Below are 21,062 nucleotides of genomic sequence, written 5' to 3'. Positions count from 1 at the left end.
ATCAATACTCCTAATTGCTGTATAAATTGCATAGACCACATAAATATATTATTTTTGTTCCTCAGATTTAAATGTAAAACAATCATGGCAGATAATTATATAGAAAGACAACAAGAACAATACGAGGCTAGAAAAGCTGCTTGGAAACAGGCACAGAAATATGGGAAAAAGAAAACGACTACCAGCAGTCAAGTCAAAACGGAGGTAGCAGGTGAAATAGTTTCAAAACCGGACAGCCTGAAAAAAAGAGTATTCGTGACAGGCGGAGCGGAAGGCATAGGGAGAGCAATAGTAGAAGCATTCTGTAAAGACGGACATCAAGTAGCCTTCTGTGACATTAATGCTGTGTCCGGTCAACAAACGGCAAGAGATACCGGAGCCATATTTCATCCTGTTGACGTTAGTGATAAAGAAGCACTTGAAAGCTGTATGCAACAGATATTGGATGAATGGAAGGACATTGACATCCTCATCAACAATGTCGGTATCAGCAAATTTTCTTCCATTACAGAAACAAGTGTCGAAGATTTCGACAAGATTCTTTCTGTCAATCTTCGTCCTGTATTTATTACTTCACGGTTATTTGCCATTCATCGTAAAGCACAGTCTGATTCTAATCCTTATGGAAGAATCATTAATATCTGCTCAACACGTTATTTGATGAGTGAACCGGGAAGTGAAGGTTATGCAGCTTCCAAAGGTGGTATCTATTCTCTGACTCATGCATTAGCTTTATCATTATCCGAATGGAATATCACAGTAAACTCCATTGCTCCGGGGTGGATACAAACACAAGATTATGATCAGCTCCGACCGGAAGACCATTCTCAGCACCCTTCCCGACGAGTGGGCAAACCGGAAGATATTGCCCGTATGTGTTTATTTCTCTGCCGGGATGAGAATGATTTTATCAATGGTGAGAATATAACCATTGACGGAGGTATGACGAAAAAGATGATTTATACGGAATAAAGTTCTGTATTCAACGCATCCCGTGTAATCTCTATTCCCGTCTCCACAATAGAAGCTGCATGATGGAACTCCAGCATATCATAAGCATTGCCGGACATCTGAATTAAGATATCCGGCTGACAACGTTCTATTTGATAACGGGTAATTTGCTGCATCATCATTCTTGAAGATTCTGTCAACAAGTTATAAGGACTCATTTTCTTTTTCTTACCGCAATCAATCGGAGCATTGACATCGACTGCTATCAGAATATCCCCTTCCGTACGATGCACCTGATTCAGCGGAAGGGGATTCAGTATTCCTCCGTCAATCAGAACCATACCATCTTTCCGTAAAGGCCGGAAGAGCATCGGTATAGAAATAGTAGCACGGATAGCATCATACAAATTACCACTATCGAACCTCACTTCCTGATCGCAAACAATATCAGTAGCCATTGCTACGTATGGTATAGGCAAATCTTCAATATTCATAACGGGAATAATCTGCTTCAGTTCTTTGATAAAACGATCTCCCTTCACCAAGCCGTCCCGACTTAATGTCAGATCCGCCAGTTCCCACATCTTACGTTTATCCCAGCTATAGAGCCATTCTTTACATTCCTCCAGCTTTCCCGAAGCATACATTGCGCCTACCATCGCTCCCATCGAGCTTCCGGCAATAGAAGTTATCTCGAAATTATGACGTAACAATTCTTCAATAACTCCAATATGCGCAATACCACGTGCGCCACCCATAGAAAGGACTAATGCTACTTTTTGCTTATCCATATAATATACGTTTTTATTAGCTGTCCACAATATAACACATTTTCCGCAATAAAAGATGTCCGACCAGCTCTATTATTCTACAAGCAAATGAAGCAAAAAGCAGCAATTCTCTCTATGTCAGAGATATTGCTGCTTATAGTATGCATTAATAAAAAAGTATCTTTGAGGCTCTATTTCCCTTCCTTTGCTTTTTCCGCCTTTCGCTTTTCTGCATAGTCTTTATACATTTGGCGCCAGTTACGGCCATGTTCATAGAAATACAGTTCGATCTTCGTTTTATAAGCTTTAAAGATAGCAGATATCTGTTTCATGCTTTTGTAATCAACAGCTTGTTCGCGAGCCAGTTTCAGCTGTTCAAGTATAAAGGCTGTTTCTTCCTCCGTCATATCAGGAACAATCTCCTGATACCCTTTCATGGTAAAAGCGACTTTGCCAACTGTATATTTATCTAAAATCTGCTCAACTTGTTCTTCCGTCAGTACTCTGCGCAACCCTTTCATCAGTCTTTCATGAACCTCCTTGGGCATAGCTGAGTCTGCTATTATCTCACGTTCGAGCTGAGTTAACGGTTTGCCCGTTGTAGGATTGATACCCGCAGGTATTGTCGTATATGGATGATCATTATGCCAGTCTCGAACCTGGCGAAGATGATTATAAATAGTCGTCACCGCAAAACCTGATTTCTTTTCATCATCCAGATTGAGTGAAGCTACCCATTCCATTGCTTTCTTTTCAAGAAAAGCATCCGATTTCAATTTGGCAAAAGCCTTCTTATCAAAATAAGCAGCCACCTTGTCGAACGAACGAATTGCATTTTCCGGTAGTAACTCCCCTTTCTCTCCAAAACTGTACATGGCAGACTCCGGTTCGATAGTTACTTTACTCTCATCCAACATCTTTTTATCTAAATCGAAGACTTCGGCAAAGAAATCATAGACTGCATTTCTTTTATTCGGACCGAAATCATGTTTTTCTTTGGGAAGATGAACGTTCGTCACGTTGTCTTTCGCATCATAGAATCCATAGATACGCTGCAAATACGGAAATTCAAGTGCAGGAACACTTGCTGTCCAGTCCCCGCCATCAGAAACCACTAATTGCGGACGGGGAGCGAATGTTGCAACCAGTTCAGCATTACAAGTACCTCCTGCCGATAGCTGAATAGGCATACCGCTTTCACAAGGACAACCACCATCGAAATGAGAAGCCAGACTAACCACCGGGGCAGAAGCAGTAAAACGGTCATCCAACGTTGTCAGTAGTACAGTATGCGTTCCACCACCGGAACCACCGTTGGCACCAATACGCTTGGTATCGATATCTTTACGGGAAGCAAGCATATAATCGAGAATCAACAATCCATTCATTGCCTGAATAGTATGTGCCGCACTACTGCGATGCGCCGCACTTCCCACCTGGAGAATTGATTCTCCCCAGCCAAACAAATCATAATCGACACAAACAGCTCCCATACGAGCTAATGTGCCCATACGCTGCTGCTGATCTTCCCGATAACGACCGCCACCAAAATGTCCGTTCGGACAAATAATCAGAGCGTGTTTCCCTTTCGATTGAGGTGTATAAACAGACCCGCAAACATATAGTCCCGGAAGAGTTTCAAGTGCGAAATTCTGCACAGTATAGCCATCAAACTTCCGTATTTTCGATAAAATGGGGGTAGAGTTTACACATTGGGCCAATAAAGTATCGATCCCCAAACGTTGACGGACCTCTTTTCTCAGTGAATCGGCACGAAGTTCAAAAGCCTGCTTATCCGCATAAAGCGTATTGAGATAAGCCAGCATTTTTTCTCCGTCAGCATCTGTACGACGAGGATATTCATAAGCCTTCAACTTATATAGATTACCGCTCTGTCTGACAAATTTATAATCGAATGGTGACAACACATTCGTCAAAGATTCTTCTACAGAATAAGGGCGGATACGGAAATCAGCATAAGGTAAAATCTTTCCTACCGTATCAATATCATATTTCAGACGGATTCCGAAACGATTTTGAACATCTGCCAATACTTCATTCAAGGGACGGGCAAATTCCGTCTCGTATGTCTGCGTCTGTGCTTCTGCCGAAAGAGATGCAGCGAGAAGCAATGAGAAAAGGATTCGTTTCATTTTCTTATATTTATAAATATGTAACCTCCCAAGAGGTTTATTTCAGTTTCATTTCTTCACCGTTAATGATTACGTCATCCATAGTGATACGTTCACAATCTTCAAAGATACACTTCTGTCTGGCTCCCTGAATATGGATGTCACGCAATACAATGTCAGAAATCGGAGCTTCTTCCAGTCCTACTATTTTAATCGGAGTCTTTACATCCGTCACAGTCATACCACTGATATGAACATTACGAAATATCGGAGTACGCTCACTCTTTGCTTCTGCAGGCATTTGGCTGTATTTCAGATTCAAGACGACAGCCTCCTGCTTGATGTTACTCATTACGATATTGCTGACACGGATATCCTCTACGACTCCTCCCCTTCCACGGGTTGACTTGATGCGGATACCACGGTCGGTTCCGTCAAATACACAGTTAGAGATTGTGACCTTACGTACACTGCCACTCATTTCACTGCCGATCACTACACCACCATGACCGGCAAGCATCGTACAATTGGTAATAGTAATATTCTCACACGGCACTCCCAAGCGGCGGGCTTGTGCGTCTCTTCCGGATTTAATCGTAATGCAGTCATCGCCTACAGAAATATGGCAATCACTGATATGTACATTCCGGCAGGATTCAGGATTGATTCCATCCGTGTTGGGAGAAGGGACATTATTTATTGTGATCCCTTTGATGGTCACATTATCACAAAACTCCGGATTAACAGTCCAGAAAGGAGAATTGACAATTTTCACTCCTTCAATCTTCACCTTCTTGCAACGAACAGGCTGAATGAACGGAGGGCGGAAAAAACGACGCTGCAAAGTGCTGACATAATCTTTATTCGTCTCTGCATAGATGGCAGTCGTATCATTCTGAGCATCCCACATCGGCTGATATTTATTAATATCACGCATACCATTATCTTTTAGGTCAATCATTACACGAAAGAACTCCATCCACCACTTCTTACCTTGACCATCCAGTGTACCTTCTCCCTTAATAGTAATATTTTCCGCATCAACCGCATAGATTAACGGCTGGAAACTTTTCATCATGACTCCTTCGTGACGTACTTCTACAAAAGGAAGATAATCATCAAAGTTGTCTGAAAAAAGCAGGGTAGCTCCGGCTTCCAGTTCCAGTGTAATGTTACTTTTCAGATGGATACTTCCCGTCAGATACGTTCCGGCAGGAAAAAAGAGCGTACCTCCGCCTCCACGATTCAAACGGTCAATCGTTGAATTTATCAGCTTTGTATTGAGAGCTTTCCCATTTGCTTTTGCACCCGCTTTCAACATATCAACGCGTTCGGCACGAAGGATCGCTGTTGCGCAAAGGCAAAGAAAAGCCAAAAGAGTAATTCGTAAATTCATATTCTATATTATTAAATAGTTCTTCTTTTTTATATCTTATTCGGCAGCAACAAACTTATATGTCCCGCTTTGTACTTCTTTCGGTTCTTTTTCACCCGGAAGATAAACGATAGCAGTGGTATTCACCGGTACAGATACATTCAGAGTAAAAGTTCCGTTCTGACGAGTCCAGTCTACCAGAATCGTACCGTAGAGAGTCTCATAAGTTGATTTAACGTATTTCAAGTCTCCTACCGGCTTCGGAGCAATGACAAACTTCTGATAACCTTGCATTGGCTCATCCTTTTCATTTACAGAAGCTGATAATGTTGTAGACGGACGAATACCAATCAATGAATTAAAGAACCATTCATCAATCTGTCCCATCATGAAATGATTCCATGAAGAACCCTGACGCGGGTCCCACTGCTCCGTCAATGTAGTTGCACCAAACTTCAGCTGGAAGCCGTATCCGGGAGCTTCTTCATGATTGAACATCTTATAAATAAGCTCATGCTGTCCATTACGTGCCAATGTCTGAATCAGATAGCGGTTTCCCACATCTCCGGTAGTCAAACGATTGCCGTGCGATTCCACATCTTTAATCAGATTCGTCAACACTTTGGCAGCCAGACTTGCATCCGGCGTGTAATCTCCTTTATCTCCTGCACTTTGAGTCATCTGAAGGAAGATGGGAAGTGCATTACTAGCTTGACTCCCTGTACCATATTGTGCTGTATTACTATCCAGGAACCGTTTGTTAAACGCTACCATTATATCGTATGCCAATGAACTGTAATAACGAACGTCAAATTCATTACCTACCATTCGGGCAGCCTTTATCAGATACATAACAGTCATATAATAATGTGCCGTAGCCACCAACGGAACAGGTGTATTACGGGAGAATCCGGCGCGGAAATCTCCATAATCATACCAGTCACCCAATCCGAAAGAAAGAATACCGTTATCTGCCCGAGTCTTAAGATAGTCAGTGTAACGACGCATATGCTGATAATACTTCTTAATCAAAGAATCATCCCCGTAAGTTTCATAGTACATAAACGGGAAAATAACCAGTGAACCTCCCCACTCCGGGGATTCGGCAAAAGCATCCATTCCGGGACCTTCAAAGACTACATACTCCGGAGCCGTTGTGGGCATTGCCCCATTCGGATGCTGGGCGTCTGCCATATTCTGCATAATCTGTGGAGCATACGCTGTCAGATCATAATTATAGAGCAGCCCCGGTCCATTGAGGTGCACCTGTTCCAGCCATCCGAGTTTCTCCCGATGCGGACAATCAGTAAATACGGATTGCATATTACTGCGAACCGCCTTCTCAATCAATCGATGAGCTGCATTGAATATTCGGTTGGAAGATTCGAATGTAGAGACTTTCTTTGCCGAATTATAGATAAAACAGGATTGAATGTTTTTAAGGACAGGCAGTTTCTGAGGATTTTTCTGCCCTTTCAATACAGCACCTTCTACCTGAATGTACCGAAAACCATAATATGAAAAACGAGGATGCCAGATTTCGTCACCTTCACCTTTCAGTGTATATTCATAATAATGCTGACGCCCTGTCTGACGCTGATTACAAGCTCCTTCATCCGTCAATGCTTCCGCTACTATCAAGGTGACTTTCTGTCCTCGTTTACCACGTACGGTTATCTTCGGAAAACCGGCCAGATTCTGTCCCATATCCAAAACAATAGCAGAAGGGTCTACTGTTCGTTTGGTAGATTTGGAAGCAGCCATCACCTGTTCTGAATTCAGCTTGGTTACTTTCTGAATATCATACCGTTCCATAATCTTCACCGGAGGTGCCATCTGCGGACGGAGCACTCCTTTCGGCGCTTCCTGAACCACTACCGGACGCCAGTGGCTATCATTGAAACCAACTTGATTCCATCCTTTCTGTTCGCGACGGGCGTCATAATCTTCCCCTCCATAAATACAATTAAAGGTTATCGGACTCAGATCATATTTCCACTCATGATCCGAACGGATCGTCTCGCGTGTTCCATCCTCATAATTGATTACTAATTCAAATAAAAGTGTGGGAGGACCAAAACTAATCTGCAATTTGCGATAGCGCCCTCCCTGTACATTGTAGAATCCATTCCCCAATAAGATTCCTACAACATTCTCACCATCCCGTAACTGCTCTGTTACATCGTATGTATTATAATAAACACTCTTATCATAATCGCTCCAAAGCGGAGCAAATTCACTATCTCCTATTTTTTTGCCATTCAGAGAAAACTCATAGAATCCCAGGCCACAAACATACGCAGTAGCTTCCACGATTTTCTTTCCGGATTTCCGATTCGCATTCTTCCCTTTTGTCTCTCCTGTCTGAAACGTTCTTCGCAAGCAAATACTTTTCTTTGCCAAAGTATCTACCGCTTCCCAAGCAGCTTTCACCTCCGGTTTCTTCAATTCGCCGCCATGAAACTTTCGCCCTTCGGGAAGGTGCGAATCCTTACGAGTGATGACGCCGATCCATTTCCCTGAAGAAAAGCCATCGGATGCCAAACGGAATTTTGATTCCTGACTCCATTCGGAAGGAGTATCCGTCTCATCCCAGACACGCACACGCCAACTATAATTAAATGGATTATTCAGACATATATCCGCTCCTTCAGTCGGAACCAGCTGACTCTGTGAAGAAGTTACCTTTCCACTATTCCAGACGGAACGTCCGGTAAAAGCCTCCCTAATCTCTATTTCATAAGCAGTCTGTCTCGTGCCATTCTCCGGTGATTCCATTGCCCATCCCAAACGGGGACAGCTTTCAACGACCACCAGCCCTTCCTGCATTTCGCAGGTAAGGCGGCTGATCGTTATATTCTTTGCCTGTACGAAGCATGGCAGACAAAGTAAAAGAAGAAGATATTTCTTAAAAGTCATTATTCGTTTTTTAATTCGTTATGAATAATCGTTTAGGCACGGATTACACGGATGAACACGGTTCTTCCCACATGGTCAGTCGAAGCAAAACCGTGTAATCCGTGCCTAAATATATCACTTTAATGCATTCTCGCAAACAAGTCTTGTCAACGTATCTGTATGTCCTACTTCTTTTCCATTCACAAAGATACGCAATCCCTTTCCACAATGATAACGATCGCCATTCTTATCCCAAAGAATCGTTAGATTATAACCATGATATAAAACATTATCCAGACAGAACCAATCCCATTTATCTGTCGGAATCAGCGGATTCACCTCTATCGTATCATCCAGACGCGGACGAAGTCCGACCAGTCCGGTAATCATCAAATCATTGAAAGTAGAATGGTTATAGTAACGGCTCCGTTCCTGATCGCCTTTCAGCCAATATCCGGTTACTTCGTCCAGATACTCGCCAATATATGGACGTCCACGATGATACTGCGACTCTACATACAATTCCATCTGACGGAAATATACGCTGTCAGACAAAACTGTCTGAGGATAATTATTCATGAAATTAGCCATGGCAGTTAACGTCTGTGCAGAAGCAAACGGCCAGATAGCCCCGTCCCATTCACATTTACCGACTCCGCGCGTGCGGAACTCAGGATGACGGCGTTCTGCCGTAGTCAATCCATAAGGAGCAGAAAATCCTTTCTCATCCATAATTTCTTTCCAGGCAACTTCATATTTCTTTGTTGTGTCCGGTAAATTGAAATACCACGGGATATACCCGATTGCCTCGCGCACATTGGCGGAAGAGTCAGTACGCATCGTTTCAAAGAACTGATGGCGTGTATTCCATAAATCGTTTTCTACGAGACTCTTTAATGTATCCGCTCTCATACCATACCTCATAGCCATTCCTTCATCACCGGAAAGGATTCCCATTATCGAAAGGGCTTTTGCATTACCAAACATATAGCTGTTAATCGTCGGACGGGCATATTTCTTTTTTCGGCCGCCACTGATGGATTCCTCCATGCCATCCTGTACATCACCCTGCCAATACAGTCCGTTCTTCAAACGGTTGGTACGTTCCCAACGCTGATATTCCGTTTCCAGATCCTTCGTCATATCCAGCATGAAATCCTTATCGCCATCCACCATATAGCGTGCCAGTACAGCATCTGCATTCCATGAACTAAACTTATCCATCTTCTTCATCGGTCCTCCATCATTGCCACGATACCATGTATGGATAATCTGATCCAGATATTTCGGATCACGCAGCCAACGACTTTCATAAATATGATGTCCGATAGCACAGGCAATCAGGTTATACTTATCCGAATAAGAACGCTGAACCAAAAACTCGGTCATACCATATCCGACGGGAGTCTCCTTGATATGCTTGCGCAATGACCACCAACGATAATAATACATTTCTTCAAAATTACGCTGCGGGCATTCAAACAAAGGGATATTTTCTTCCATCCATTCCGAAGCTTTGGCATTGGGAATTGCCTGAACAATATTTTCATCTTCCATGCCATTGAAAGATTCGGCATAATGACTAAAGTCTGCATATTTCAAAAAAGCGGAAGAAGCGTCCTTACCAGTGGACGAAGTCTTTACATTGGCTATACGATATTCTGCCAATGGTTCCTGTCCGCCTGCATCGGGCAAATCATACGTTTGGTCGGCAGGAGTATCCACAGTCGGGAATGTACGCATTTCTCCGGTACGGAAAGCGATCCGTTCAATCGTTGCTACCGGAGCATAAAACATACGCAGCCCTACCCTCTTACCATCCACATACACTTGAATATTACGATCGGCAGTCGAAAGAACAGCTTCTACATGATAAGTCTTTCCTGCTTCATAGTTCATCATATTTGCAAAACGTGACCCACCTTTCATACGGAAAATACCGTCCGGAGTGAGTTCCAATCGCGAACAGGCAATGCTGTTCCCATCCAGGAAGTCAATTTGAAGTCTACCTTTATCATTCTGTTCTGCCAACAAATCAAATGAGACTTTCAATTCTTTCGAAGCCGGAATCTTACGTTCTACCTTCGCATAGTCGAAGGGATCTTTATCCTGTAGCTTCAGCCAAGCTCCTTCTAAAGAAACCGGTGCCCAAACCGGAGAGTAAATATTCCAGTTGGTCAACTCAGCTATTGATCCAAATTTCGAAAAATCATCATCCGCATGTGCAGAAGCATTAATCTCTACCGGAACAGGAATGCGGGAAATCCACATATCTTCTTTATTCACACTATATGAAACCCATAAATCACCATCTGCAGGCACTCCGTTTCCTTCCTGAATGCCACGGGGATATTGAGGACCATATGATTTGTAATTTCCTCCATAGCGCATCGGAGTAATTTCACCATGTACTAAGTTTAATGTAGTATACTCCAATCCGTCCTTACTCAATGAGATAGCCAACGGCCAGCGGAATTCCGACGGATTATAAACCGTAGCGTAGGTTCCATCGCTCAGACGTTGTCCCCAGATTTTCGCATTACTGTTGACAAATCCTTTTGCACGAAGCACCGGTTCTGCCCAGGTATGTCCCCCATCTTCACTGATCGAAGTCAAAGCGTGTTTCCAAAGACTCGCAATGCGTCCATCGGGCAATGTATAGCAGTTGAATGCTTTATATCCTTTTTTCAGTGGAATGATCGGATCTTCACGGTCAGCTTCTTCTACCCATTGCATCATATAAAGCGGATTATCCAGTATTTCCTGACAAGCCTTTACGAACTCCCGGTCTTTGCTCTTTTTAAAATAGGGATAATCGGTATTCTTTTCGTTGAATCCATGATTGTAATAAATGAAATAAATCGGTCCGAACGAACCGTCCTTCTTAATCTCACGTACTACCCGACCGATACCGTTTCCGTCGTTCGGATCATCTTTCTTATCCAAAGCTACTCCGTAATTTCCCATCGTAATCAATCTGCCCGACTTAGATACATAAAAGCCTACACGCTGGTGCATGATAGCAATCAAGTCTTTTGCCTGCATACCCGGACGGGATTCTTTGGTATATCCGTCCGGCACTTTGTAAGGAGGGAATACTATTTCCGGATTTGTCCATTGATAACCGTCTTTCGAGGTCATGAGGAACGTTTGGGAAGGTGGTACATGTTCATCTGACGGATCTGCCAAATACTGATAATAAAACTGACCGTTCCAGTAAGCCAGCATAGGCTGATGATTGTAAGTCCATCCATTGCCGTTCAACGCTTCCGGATGCTCGCGATTGGCACGCACCAGTTGAATATTATGCACTCCCACTACCGGAGATAATTGTCCGTCGTGATAGGTGGGATTCGATAATTCTTTTCCTGTGTAATGGATTCTATCCTGCGGAGTCTGCGCCTGAATGGTAGTCGCCATCCATCCGGCAGCCAATACAAGAAGAATCTTCGTTGAGTTGTTCATGATTTATTTCAGGTTTTAGTTTATTCCGGATTCAACTTATCCGGTTTAAGTTTATTTCTTCTTGCTTTCTTCCAGCAATGTTTTAACATCTGATTCTGAAGCTTTAAAGATGGTTCCGTGTTTATGCCCGACAGGCACACTCACACTTTCTGTGATATCCGTGAAGTTCTTAAAATCACGGGTACACATGGCACCGTATATTTTCTTTTTATAAACATCAAAATAGATCAGATAATCATCACCTAATTTCTCGACAGACGGTCCCTCTACAAACGATTCGGTAAATGGTTGTGATGACGGCGAATAAGGTCCTGTCAGAGAGTCTGAAAAAGCAATTTTCAGATTACGTTCGGGACGTGTATTATCTTTGAGTACCATTACATAATCATTTTTCGCACGCTTTACAATGACAGCGTCGATTGAGCTGAAACCGGGATCATATAATACTTTCGTCTTGGATACTGTCTTAAAATCCCTTGTAGTGATGTAGTATAAACGATGATTATTCTCTTCTTCTTCGATTCCCTTTTCAAAACGACCTGGTACACATGAAGCCCATACTACCATAAACTGTTCGCTCTCGTCATCATAAAAAATCTCCGGAGCCCATACATTGACAGTGGTCGGTTCGTCTGCCATTACAGGAATCATTTGTTGCTCCGACCAGTGAATCAAGTCTTTGGAATTTGCATAACCAAAGCCTAAATCCCCTTTCCAGCTGGTGGTCCATACCAAATGATAAGTACCATCCGGTGTACGCACCATGGAAGGGTCACGCATCAGGCGATGTTGTCCCAATTCCGGCTTCAGCCAGACACCGGGAATACTGTCCCAGTGCATTCCGTCTTCACTATACAGATATCTCAAACCTTCATCAGCCGGCTCATGAAATGAAGTGAACATATAATAATCTTTATTCCCTCCACAAGAAGCTAAAAGCAGGATGCTTATTGCAGCTAATGTATTTCTTAACTTTCCCATTTCTATGATTGATTCTTTTACACTATACTAATATCCTTTATACAGAGACGATGAAAAGCCGGATTTGTACTCAAATAGATTGGAAGATTCGTCAGAATCAAAATTTAGAGACGATAAAAAGGGCGACTCTCCGAGCCACCCTTTCCTCCATCAAACAAACTAACCATTTAATAATGGGAAAGAATTCCACTTCTTTTTATAGTATCTCATTGGTTACCAATCCTTTCTTACCAGATTCTATACTTTTACAGCGTTCCTCCCCGTGCTTTCACACGTTTGGCCCACTCTTCACGTTCTTTCGTCAAATTATATCCCCGCTTAGCCAGATAATTGTTGATACGTCCTTTGTACTTGCCGAAAGCCGCATGTTTCTTATTTGAATTTTCCGCATCCATGGCAAACTCACGCGCTTCCACCAACCAAGCATAGATTTGTACCTTTTCTTCTTCTTTCAAAGAAGGAATCATATCAAGCGTAGCTTCATAAGTCACTTTCACTACGCCATAAGTCATTCCATCTTTTACGGCTTCTATCTGTTCCTCATTCAAAAAGAGAGATAAACTGGCAGGAAAAGCAAAGTGAGAACGGTACAAAGCTGCATCTTTTTCATTTTCAGCAGCCTTCAACGCTTCATTTTTCGCATCACCGGTCAAACCTGATTCCTTAACGGTTTTTACTTTTGCATCACGTATTTCATAAATATCATTCAGTTCGAAATAGCGATTGGCAATAATATTACAAACGTCTTCGGCTGCTTTCACATCCGTAAGTCCTAGTTTATCTACAATTTTCTGCGAACGATTGACTATAGACTCTACATATTTCGGATCACGATTCTCTTTGTTCAAATCGACTGCTCCGGCAGATATCCAACCGCAAAGCAACAACAGAGACATTAAAACTATCTTTTTCATTTCATCTTATTTTTTATACCATATGCCAAAAGGAAACCCAGTTCCGGCATCTTATACCGATACCAGTTGCAGATTACATTAATTTTCCTTTCTCAGCCAATGTATCGTAGTTATTTTTTAAATCTCTCCAGTCTACTTTGTGTTTTGTACTGATTCCATTGATATACTTTTCAATATTCGTATATCCGTCACCTGTACAATCTTTATTAGCATCACTTGGATCATTCGGATTCAATCCATTAGCAATTTCCCATTCATCCGGCATACCGTCACCATCCGTATCCACATACGGAGTTCCTTTATATTCGGGGAAACCACCCATCTGACGAATATCAGTAATGATACCTATCTTATAAGAATCTTTAGGTAAACGACGATATTTAAACTGACCGTCTTCTCCCATTGACTTAGGAGACAAGCCTGTAAGATCACCATTAGCATCCTTCGCAAGTTTCTTGTCATAATAAGGAATACCTGTTTTTACTTCTTCTATGATGCGTTCGTCCACGATATCACGGCAGGGTATATTGGCACCAACATGTTTTGTCACATAATCATAAGCATCATTAGCTGATGTAATTTTGATATAAGGCATTGCAAACGGCTCATAGCTCCGCATATTCTCAGTATATCCCTCTGTATTTGGCTGACTCTCGATTTGGATACCACCATTCCAGTTATCTTTCGTGATTTCCGGATAGCCTTCCATAACGTTACCATCAGCATACACGCGACCGTATACCTTATAATTCAGTTTACTGCGTCCGGCTTCCGGTTTCAGAATACGGCAGCCTACCGTATTATTCTTTGGAGTAGCAGGACCGGGTTTATAATAGTTATTGATCATATTGAACATGGCGGTATAATCGCCACCATCAGAAGAACGATGCACCCAATTAAATACTACATTATTAACGAAGTTGAATACTCCATTCCAGCCTACAGACGGATTGCGACCAGAGTTGCTGGCCCAAAGGTTACGCATAAATGCACAGTTCTCACCTCCCAGCGTACTGCCGAATGCATGGTTATAGGTATCCAGCGCTTTCGCAGAAATTGTATTCTGAATAGTTACATTGACTGTCGGAAGCTTCAAATCCTTGCTTTCATATTGACCTTCACTCGGATCGTACATATGACGGTAGAAAGATATATTTTCGTCCAGTCCCCATGTACATGAACAGTGGTCTATCATGATATTACCAATCGGATTACCACCGAAAGAGTCGTCACGATGCCATACTTTTGTTTCTCCACGACGGAATCTCATATGACGTACAACTACGTCGTGTGTATCCACCCAAAATGATTCTCCGGCAATGCAGACACCATCACCCGGTGCTGTCTGTCCGGCAATAGTAACGTAAGGAGCACGAACGATAATCGGAGAATTCAATTTGATAATACCGGAAACATTAAACACAATGATACGGGCACCACCAGTCTCACACGCCTCACGGAAAGAACCCGGACCACGGTCATTCAGATTTGTAACCGTAATTACCTTACCACCACGGCCACCAAAACTATACATTCCGCCTCCTTCAGCACCCGGAAACGAAGGTATTTTAGCCTGTGGCAAGTCATAAGGACGACCGGCCCATGAAATATAAGGACGTCCCTCTTTGGCTTCTTTCAGTACTATTGGTAACGCTTTCTCCCATGCTTCATCAGAGAGACGACGTTCTTCTGTCATCATCTTTTTATAATTTTCTTTGGCTTCGTCATTTATTTGCGGGTATTGTGCCCAGACAACAGTCGGAGTCAATATTGCAGCAGCAAAAGCTACTAAAAGTACATGTTTCTTCTTCATTTTTATTGGGTTTTGTGAGATTGTTAATTCAAAAATACAATAATAAGACGAGAGAGAAAAGAGTTTGTAATCAGGAAAAAGAGTTTTTTATTTAGTGGAATAGATTTTCTTTTTTAATCCAGACAAAAAGACAAATAATGAACTCAAAATATCCCTTTAGAGAAAGGAAATACGTTGAGTTCACCTTTTTATTAACTTATTCTTTTCTAAAAATCAGAAAAGTTTTTATTCTGCCAATGGATCAAATGTCCCCATACCACCGTGAGAATAATCTTCCCAACCGATAGTCTGATATAATGTTGCATTTGTTTGCTGAGCACTTTGACGCAATCCTAAGAAATAATATCTTGGTTGAAAAACAGGATTAACATCAACCACGTTACCATCTACACTTATATCTTTACGCTTGAAATATGTGTCATAGAAGTCGCACACAGCTTTTACAGTTGCGTTAGCAATGGTTGTTCCATCTGCTTCCGTTCCGATTTTTTCATTCAGAGTCAAAGCCGCGGGACGTTCTACATCTTTCAAAGGATCACTACTATCAGCAGCAGAGCCCAAATCGTCAATATAAACTTCGATACGGTGTCTCTTGCCACGATCATTCATTGAAGTCACACCTAGATAATTACAAGTATTGCCACCAAATCCGGTTAATGCCCAACTAGGATTCAAATTACCTTGTCCTACACCACCATCAAAAAGCATCCAACGACGCATGTCATACGCACGTTTACCTTCGAAAGCCAATTCTATCTGACGTTCATACAAAATCGCTTCAAATAATTTAGCACGATCTGTTTCAATAGCGGCATCCAACCCATAATTATTAGACTCTGTATATCCTACCCGACCACGTACAGCCTTCAAAGCTTTTACTCCTTCTGCGTGATAACTTCCACCTGCTCCACAAGCAGACTCTGCCAGATTCAGTAATACTTCCGCATAACGGATTTCCATGTAAGGAGCTGCCGAACGTCTAAACCCTTGCTGATCGCCGCTACTTTTATCAGAAAATACATTAAGACTACTGGTAGGATCATCATTCGAACGTTTACGTACATAGATACCTCTGTTTTTTGTTCCCAACATATCAGCAGCAAAGCCACTTTTGTTTGCATCGTCACGCTCTGCCTCGGTAGCATACCAGCAATAGTTCCATAGCTCGTAGTCATTACCGCTTTTATAGCGGCTTGGACATAAATTGACCATCGTTTCTCCAGAAAAATCGACATCTCCGCTATTGAACTGCCATTCCACACCCGGGAATGCAAAAGTACGATAGAAGCGAGGATCACGATTCATAAAGAACTTGTTATGATGGTAGTCATATTCCGATTCTGTAGGCTTTTTACCATCAGCCATCGGGAAAAGATCTATCAGCTCTGAGGTCGGAGTTTTACCTCCGCTTCCATTAATATTACCAGGACGGATTCCTTGTTCCCACAAATTATATTTGTGTACATTCTGTGAAGCGACAGGAGATATGTTATTATATAAAGTAATGAACACACCTTCATCAGCTCCTGTATAAGTAGCAAACATCTGGGCCCATTTCTTGGCATTACTCGTTCCGCCATCACTTTCGTAAGCAAGTCCGAAATTACCTGCTTTCAATGCAGTTATAGCAGCTTCGTTAGCCTCATAAGCATCTTTCCAACGTTCAGTATTATCAGCACGGTTGAATAACGGGCTAGCATAAAGCAGCAATGTACGGCCCTTTAAAGCAAGTGCGGCACCGGAAGTTATACGACCATAATCCTGACCATCATTTGGCCAGCGTGCAGGAAGATATGAAGCTGCCAAATCCAGGTCATCACATATAAACTTCACACAGTCTTTGGTTGAAGAACGGGGAATTACCAGGTTTTCACCATTTCCGTCACCAATAACCGGATTTTGGACATGATCTACGATAGGTACACCGCCATACATCTTCACTAACAGATAGTAACGCCATGCACGGAAAAAGTGAGCCTGCCCAAGCAACAATTCTTTTTCTTCTTTAGAGAGTGTGGCACTTCCTGTTACACCCTCAATGACATCATTACATTCACGGATACGTCCCCAAGGACTCGTTTCACCATTGATAACGTAAAAATAGTCAGGAACAGTCTGTATCGTCAATATTTCCGATGGATTATTAAATGCAGAATAACCTCCATATTCTTCCGTACATTTTGAGAAGTCATCATCTCCTCCGGCACTGGTTATATCAGTCAAAGCATTGGAACCTCCTGTTGCGCTAGGCAACAAACACTGGTATAGATAATCCACACGGCTTGTAGCCGTTTCGTAATTTTCATATACAACTGAAGAGTCGTAACTTCCATATACTTTCTTATCTTTCAGAAAATCATCGCTGCATCCGGCAAAACAGATTACCGCTGCTACCGTCAATGCTTTCAAACAATATATATTTCTCTTTTCTTTCATAATCTTCTTTTACTATTAGAATGAAACATTAACACCTAAAGTGAATTTACGCAAGTTAGGATAATTTCCATAAGTGCCTGCCCATGTGTCCCATACACCACCATCGTAAGGGTTGTAGAAACTCAATAGATTCTGGCAGGTCAGGTTTAAGCGACAACTACTGATACCAAGTGGCTTCATCCACTCTTTCGGAAGGCTGTAAGCAACTGTCAGATTACGCAATCTGATGTTGGCTGCGCTAACTTTCCAGAATGTAGAAGCCTGACCATTGATAGCACTGTATTTCAAATTCGGATATTTTGCATTCCGGTTCATTGCTGCCGTCACATTTCCACTTGCATCCAGTACATCTTCATATATATACATATCTTTCCAGATTGCCGATACATTTTTGTACTCCATATTGGAATAGCTTTCTTGACGTAAATTTGTCTGCATCAGAGCATAAGCACCCCAGCTGGCACCAAACTGTGCACTAAATGAGAAGTTCTTATATGAAGCTCCAAAGTTCATAGTCAATCCATACGGGTTATTAGCACGATGAGAAATCTTCACATAGTCATTTTCATCAATCACACCATCCTTTTCACCATAACTTCCGTCAGCATTACGTTGTCCACGCACGTCACGGTAAATCAATGTTCCCGGATGTATATTCTCTTTAGAATTTCCTAAATATGAAGTAATATTATTCGTAGCAAAATATTCCTCAATTTCCTGATAGCTGCGGAACATACCAAGACATTCATACCCCCATACACCACGGTCAGAACGTTCACCACGAACAATGTCATCAAAACCCGGAGTAGCCTGGAATCCTGCTTCCTTAATCTTATTATCACTATAACCAGTAGTCAGTTTTACCCAATATGAGAAATCTTTGCCGATTTTATCTTTCCAGTTCAAAGTCAGTTCAACACCATATGTATCAACCTCTCCAAAGTTTTCAGGAGTAGCCTGTGTACCCACAGTGGTCGGATAGAAAGAAGTTCCGGTGAAAGTTGTAAACAACTCACGTCCCATATCATAATATGCATCCAACGTGATACCGAATCGGTTATCTAACATTCTGACATCAATACCCAAGTTGGTTTTATAAGTTTTATCCCAATGAACATCTCTGTTTACACCTCTCTGAGGCATCTGGAATGATGCACCACTGGACGTGTTGCTAGAAGTACCAAATACGGGGCCCTTGTCTGCATTACGGCTATAAAGCTGTGTCCACAACCAAGGTTGTATATTGTCACGTCCCAAAATACCGAATGAACCACGGATTTTCAAGAAATCAATACCCAATTTTTCTTTATTAAACCAGCTCTCCTCTGACATTACCCAACCTGCTGACCAGGACGGGAACATTCCCCAGTAATTTTCAGGAGCAAACTTTGTAGAAGCATCCGAACGGAGCAGGAACTCAAACAAGTATTTGTCGGCATACGAATAATTCAAACGACCGATATAAGAAAGCATACCCGATTCTGTACGGCTGAAAGTTGTTGTTTGAGTAGCGCCGGTAGCAGTAGAATTAGACTGTCCGTCAGTGAAACTGAAAGGATCGGTAATATTGCCTGTTACATATTCATATTCCGATTCAGCCTTTTCAATTGAGAATAAACCGCTAACATTGTGCAGACCGAACTGACGGGCATAACTGAGCGTTAAGTTCATCTGATAGCTATCCGTCTTATTCATCGTACGAGTCAGTAAGTTGCCATTATCCAAAGTAAAAGTACCAAAGTTACTTTCATCAAGATCAATATCATCACCTGTATATAGATGACCGCCACTACCGCCACGGTTCAACAATCTGTATACATTTATTTTAGTACCAATATTATTGCTCTTGCCATTTACGATATTTCTGGAGTAAGAAGCTTTCAGTTTCAATCCCTTTGTCCACTTAAACCAACCGAAATCATGTTCCAATGAGCCATTGATAGACATATTATTAGTCTGATTCTCTGTATTATCCGGAGAATTCTGAACAGCTCTGAAATTGTACAACTGCACAGCTGTTAAATTGGAAGATACATTCTGCATACCTGTATAAACAACAGGGCGACCACCAATATAATCGGGCACAAAAGGCAAGTGAGTCATCAGTGAATTGAAATCAGCATCTGTTCCACCACCACTTATACCATTACGCGCATTATTCTGTTCACCCATATCACCTGATATCTGAAAAGAAGCTTTTGTCCATTTACCAATATTGGCATTTACACCTGCACGGAAGTTCCAACGGTCATAATCCAGGCGTCCCATGTTACCTTCCTGACTAAAATAGGAAGCGCCTGCGAAGTAAGTTGCTTTATCCGTACCACCATTAATATTCAGACTATGACGCTGAGTCCATGCTGCACTCCATTCCTTGTCTACCAAATCATAGTTCAACCCTCTCATTGTATCCAACTCGTCTGTTTGGAAATACTGCGTCCTTAAGTTGTCCGATTCCGTATCACTGGTAGATGTACCAGCTGCACGAGCCGCATTATAAATACGTCCATAGTCATAAGCACTCAGCATCTTAGGAAGCTTCAGCGCATCAGTGAAACCAAACTGTCCGTTATAAGAAATCGAAGGTGTACCTACTTTACCACGTTTCGTTTTCACCAATATTACACCGTAAGCTGCACGAGCTCCATATACGGCTGCCGAAGCATCTTTCAGCACAGTGATACTTTCTACTTCACTTACATCAAGATTATTGAAAGCTTCTTCTGTAGAAATAAAATCATCTATTACATACAGCGGACTCGGGTCAGCATCTCCACCTCTTGTGGAAGTAGGAGTAACACTTGTATTAATGCTACTTTGACGAATCTGCAAACTCGGCGTACTACCCGGACGACCACCGCCCGAACTTACATGCAAACCACTCATCATTCCGCTCAATGCATCTCCCAAGCTACCTACCGAAAGGTCTTTAATCTCATCTGTGGAAAGAGTTTCAATGGCACCTGTCACGTTTTTCATTTTTTGCGTTCCATAACCGACCACCACTACTTCATCTAATTTAGCCACATCTTCCATCAGAACAATTTTCGGATTATTCAGATTCGTTATCGTCTGAGAAATGTATCCTATAAATGAAATTGTCAGCTTAGATCCCTCCTTAACGGAAAGGCTGAATTTACCATCAATGTCTGTAACCGTACCGACCGGAGAGTCCACTACCTTGACTGCAGCACCGATAATCGGTTCTCCCAAATCATCCATTACTGTACCAGTTACCGTCCGTGTATTTTGGGCGTAGGCAGACAGAGTAAATGCCAGCAAGAAAACCAGACATAAATTAAATATAATATATTTTTTACTCATAGT

Annotated in this window: 11 protein-coding genes; 1 reads left to right on the top strand and 10 read right to left on the bottom strand. The window is 42.1% G+C overall.

The genetic code is table 11. The features are described 5' to 3' along the window. Positions 1–84: 84 nt before the first annotated feature. Positions 85–972 carry an SDR family NAD(P)-dependent oxidoreductase gene (locus ACHLI0_RS01505; protein WP_490748294.1) on the top strand — a complete coding sequence of 296 codons (888 nt, stop codon included), beginning with the start codon at positions 85–87 and terminating at the stop codon, positions 970–972. On the opposite strand, the gene ACHLI0_RS01500 is transcribed toward ACHLI0_RS01505, so the two are convergent. The 10 genes from ACHLI0_RS01500 to ACHLI0_RS01455 form a co-directional block, all read right to left on the bottom strand. Continuing rightward, positions 960–1,742, bottom strand: a complete 783-nt coding sequence (locus ACHLI0_RS01500; protein ID WP_217740974.1) for a patatin-like phospholipase family protein — start codon at positions 1,740–1,742, stop codon at positions 960–962. The genes ACHLI0_RS01505 and ACHLI0_RS01500 overlap by 13 nt on opposite strands. Positions 1,743–1,912: 170 nt before the next feature. After that, complete coding sequence (locus ACHLI0_RS01495) at positions 1,913–3,874, bottom strand: 6-O-methylesterase (protein ID WP_490748293.1); 1,962 nt, start codon at positions 3,872–3,874, stop codon at positions 1,913–1,915. Between the two features lie 37 nt (positions 3,875–3,911). Then, positions 3,912–5,249: a glycoside hydrolase family 28 protein gene (locus ACHLI0_RS01490; protein ID WP_490748292.1), complete on the bottom strand. Its 1,338-nt coding sequence runs from the start codon at positions 5,247–5,249 to the stop codon at positions 3,912–3,914. A 36-nt stretch (positions 5,250–5,285) separates the two neighbouring features. Further along, complete coding sequence (locus tag ACHLI0_RS01485) at positions 5,286–8,147, bottom strand: glycoside hydrolase family 78 protein (protein WP_490748291.1); 2,862 nt, start codon at positions 8,145–8,147, stop codon at positions 5,286–5,288. Positions 8,148–8,261: 114 nt separating this feature from the next. Then, on the bottom strand, positions 8,262–11,591 hold the full coding sequence (locus ACHLI0_RS01480) for an MGH1-like glycoside hydrolase domain-containing protein (RefSeq protein WP_490748290.1): 3,330 nt from the start codon (positions 11,589–11,591) through the stop codon (positions 8,262–8,264). Positions 11,592–11,642: 51 nt separating this feature from the next. Continuing rightward, entirely contained in the window at positions 11,643–12,572 is a 930-nt protein-coding gene (locus tag ACHLI0_RS01475) for a glycoside hydrolase family 43 protein (protein ID WP_061473195.1), read from the bottom strand. 245 nt (positions 12,573–12,817) lie between these two features. Next, positions 12,818–13,486, bottom strand: coding sequence for a DUF3826 domain-containing protein (locus ACHLI0_RS01470; RefSeq protein WP_054958977.1), 669 nt, complete (start codon positions 13,484–13,486; stop codon positions 12,818–12,820). A 73-nt stretch (positions 13,487–13,559) separates the two neighbouring features. Further along, positions 13,560–15,299, bottom strand: coding sequence for a thrombospondin type 3 repeat-containing protein (locus ACHLI0_RS01465; protein ID WP_022470289.1), 1,740 nt, complete (start codon positions 15,297–15,299; stop codon positions 13,560–13,562). A gap of 225 nt (positions 15,300–15,524) precedes the next feature. Then, complete coding sequence (locus ACHLI0_RS01460) at positions 15,525–17,735, bottom strand: RagB/SusD family nutrient uptake outer membrane protein (protein WP_061473196.1); 2,211 nt, start codon at positions 17,733–17,735, stop codon at positions 15,525–15,527. A gap of 15 nt (positions 17,736–17,750) precedes the next feature. Continuing rightward, on the bottom strand, positions 17,751–21,059 hold the full coding sequence (locus ACHLI0_RS01455; protein WP_061473197.1) for a SusC/RagA family TonB-linked outer membrane protein: 3,309 nt from the start codon (positions 21,057–21,059) through the stop codon (positions 17,751–17,753). Positions 21,060–21,062: the final 3 nt, after the last annotated feature.

Source organism: Bacteroides sp. RCH18, assembly GCF_058231005.1.
Note: the sequence above shows the minus strand (reverse complement) of the source record. Positions and strands in the feature narration are given on the sequence as shown.

Bases quoted from the DNA above. Each gene is read 5' to 3' on its own strand.
- ACHLI0_RS01465 (WP_022470289.1), bottom strand. From the start codon at position 15,299: ATGAAGAAGAAACATGTACTTTTAGTAGCTTTTGCTGCTGCAATATTG.
- ACHLI0_RS01480 (WP_490748290.1), bottom strand. From the start codon at position 11,591: ATGAACAACTCAACGAAGATTCTTCTTGTATTGGCTGCCGGATGGATG.
- ACHLI0_RS01490 (WP_490748292.1), bottom strand. From the start codon at position 5,249: ATGAATTTACGAATTACTCTTTTGGCTTTTCTTTGCCTTTGCGCAACA.
- ACHLI0_RS01485 (WP_490748291.1), bottom strand. From the start codon at position 8,147: ATGACTTTTAAGAAATATCTTCTTCTTTTACTTTGTCTGCCATGCTTC.
- ACHLI0_RS01455 (WP_061473197.1), bottom strand. From the start codon at position 21,059: ATGAGTAAAAAATATATTATATTTAATTTATGTCTGGTTTTCTTGCTG.
- ACHLI0_RS01470 (WP_054958977.1), bottom strand. From the start codon at position 13,486: ATGAAAAAGATAGTTTTAATGTCTCTGTTGTTGCTTTGCGGTTGGATA.
- ACHLI0_RS01495 (WP_490748293.1), bottom strand. From the start codon at position 3,874: ATGAAACGAATCCTTTTCTCATTGCTTCTCGCTGCATCTCTTTCGGCA.
- ACHLI0_RS01460 (WP_061473196.1), bottom strand. From the start codon at position 17,735: ATGAAAGAAAAGAGAAATATATATTGTTTGAAAGCATTGACGGTAGCA.
- ACHLI0_RS01475 (WP_061473195.1), bottom strand. From the start codon at position 12,572: ATGGGAAAGTTAAGAAATACATTAGCTGCAATAAGCATCCTGCTTTTA.
- ACHLI0_RS01500 (WP_217740974.1), bottom strand. From the start codon at position 1,742: ATGGATAAGCAAAAAGTAGCATTAGTCCTTTCTATGGGTGGCGCACGT.
- ACHLI0_RS01505 (WP_490748294.1), top strand. From the start codon at position 85: ATGGCAGATAATTATATAGAAAGACAACAAGAACAATACGAGGCTAGA.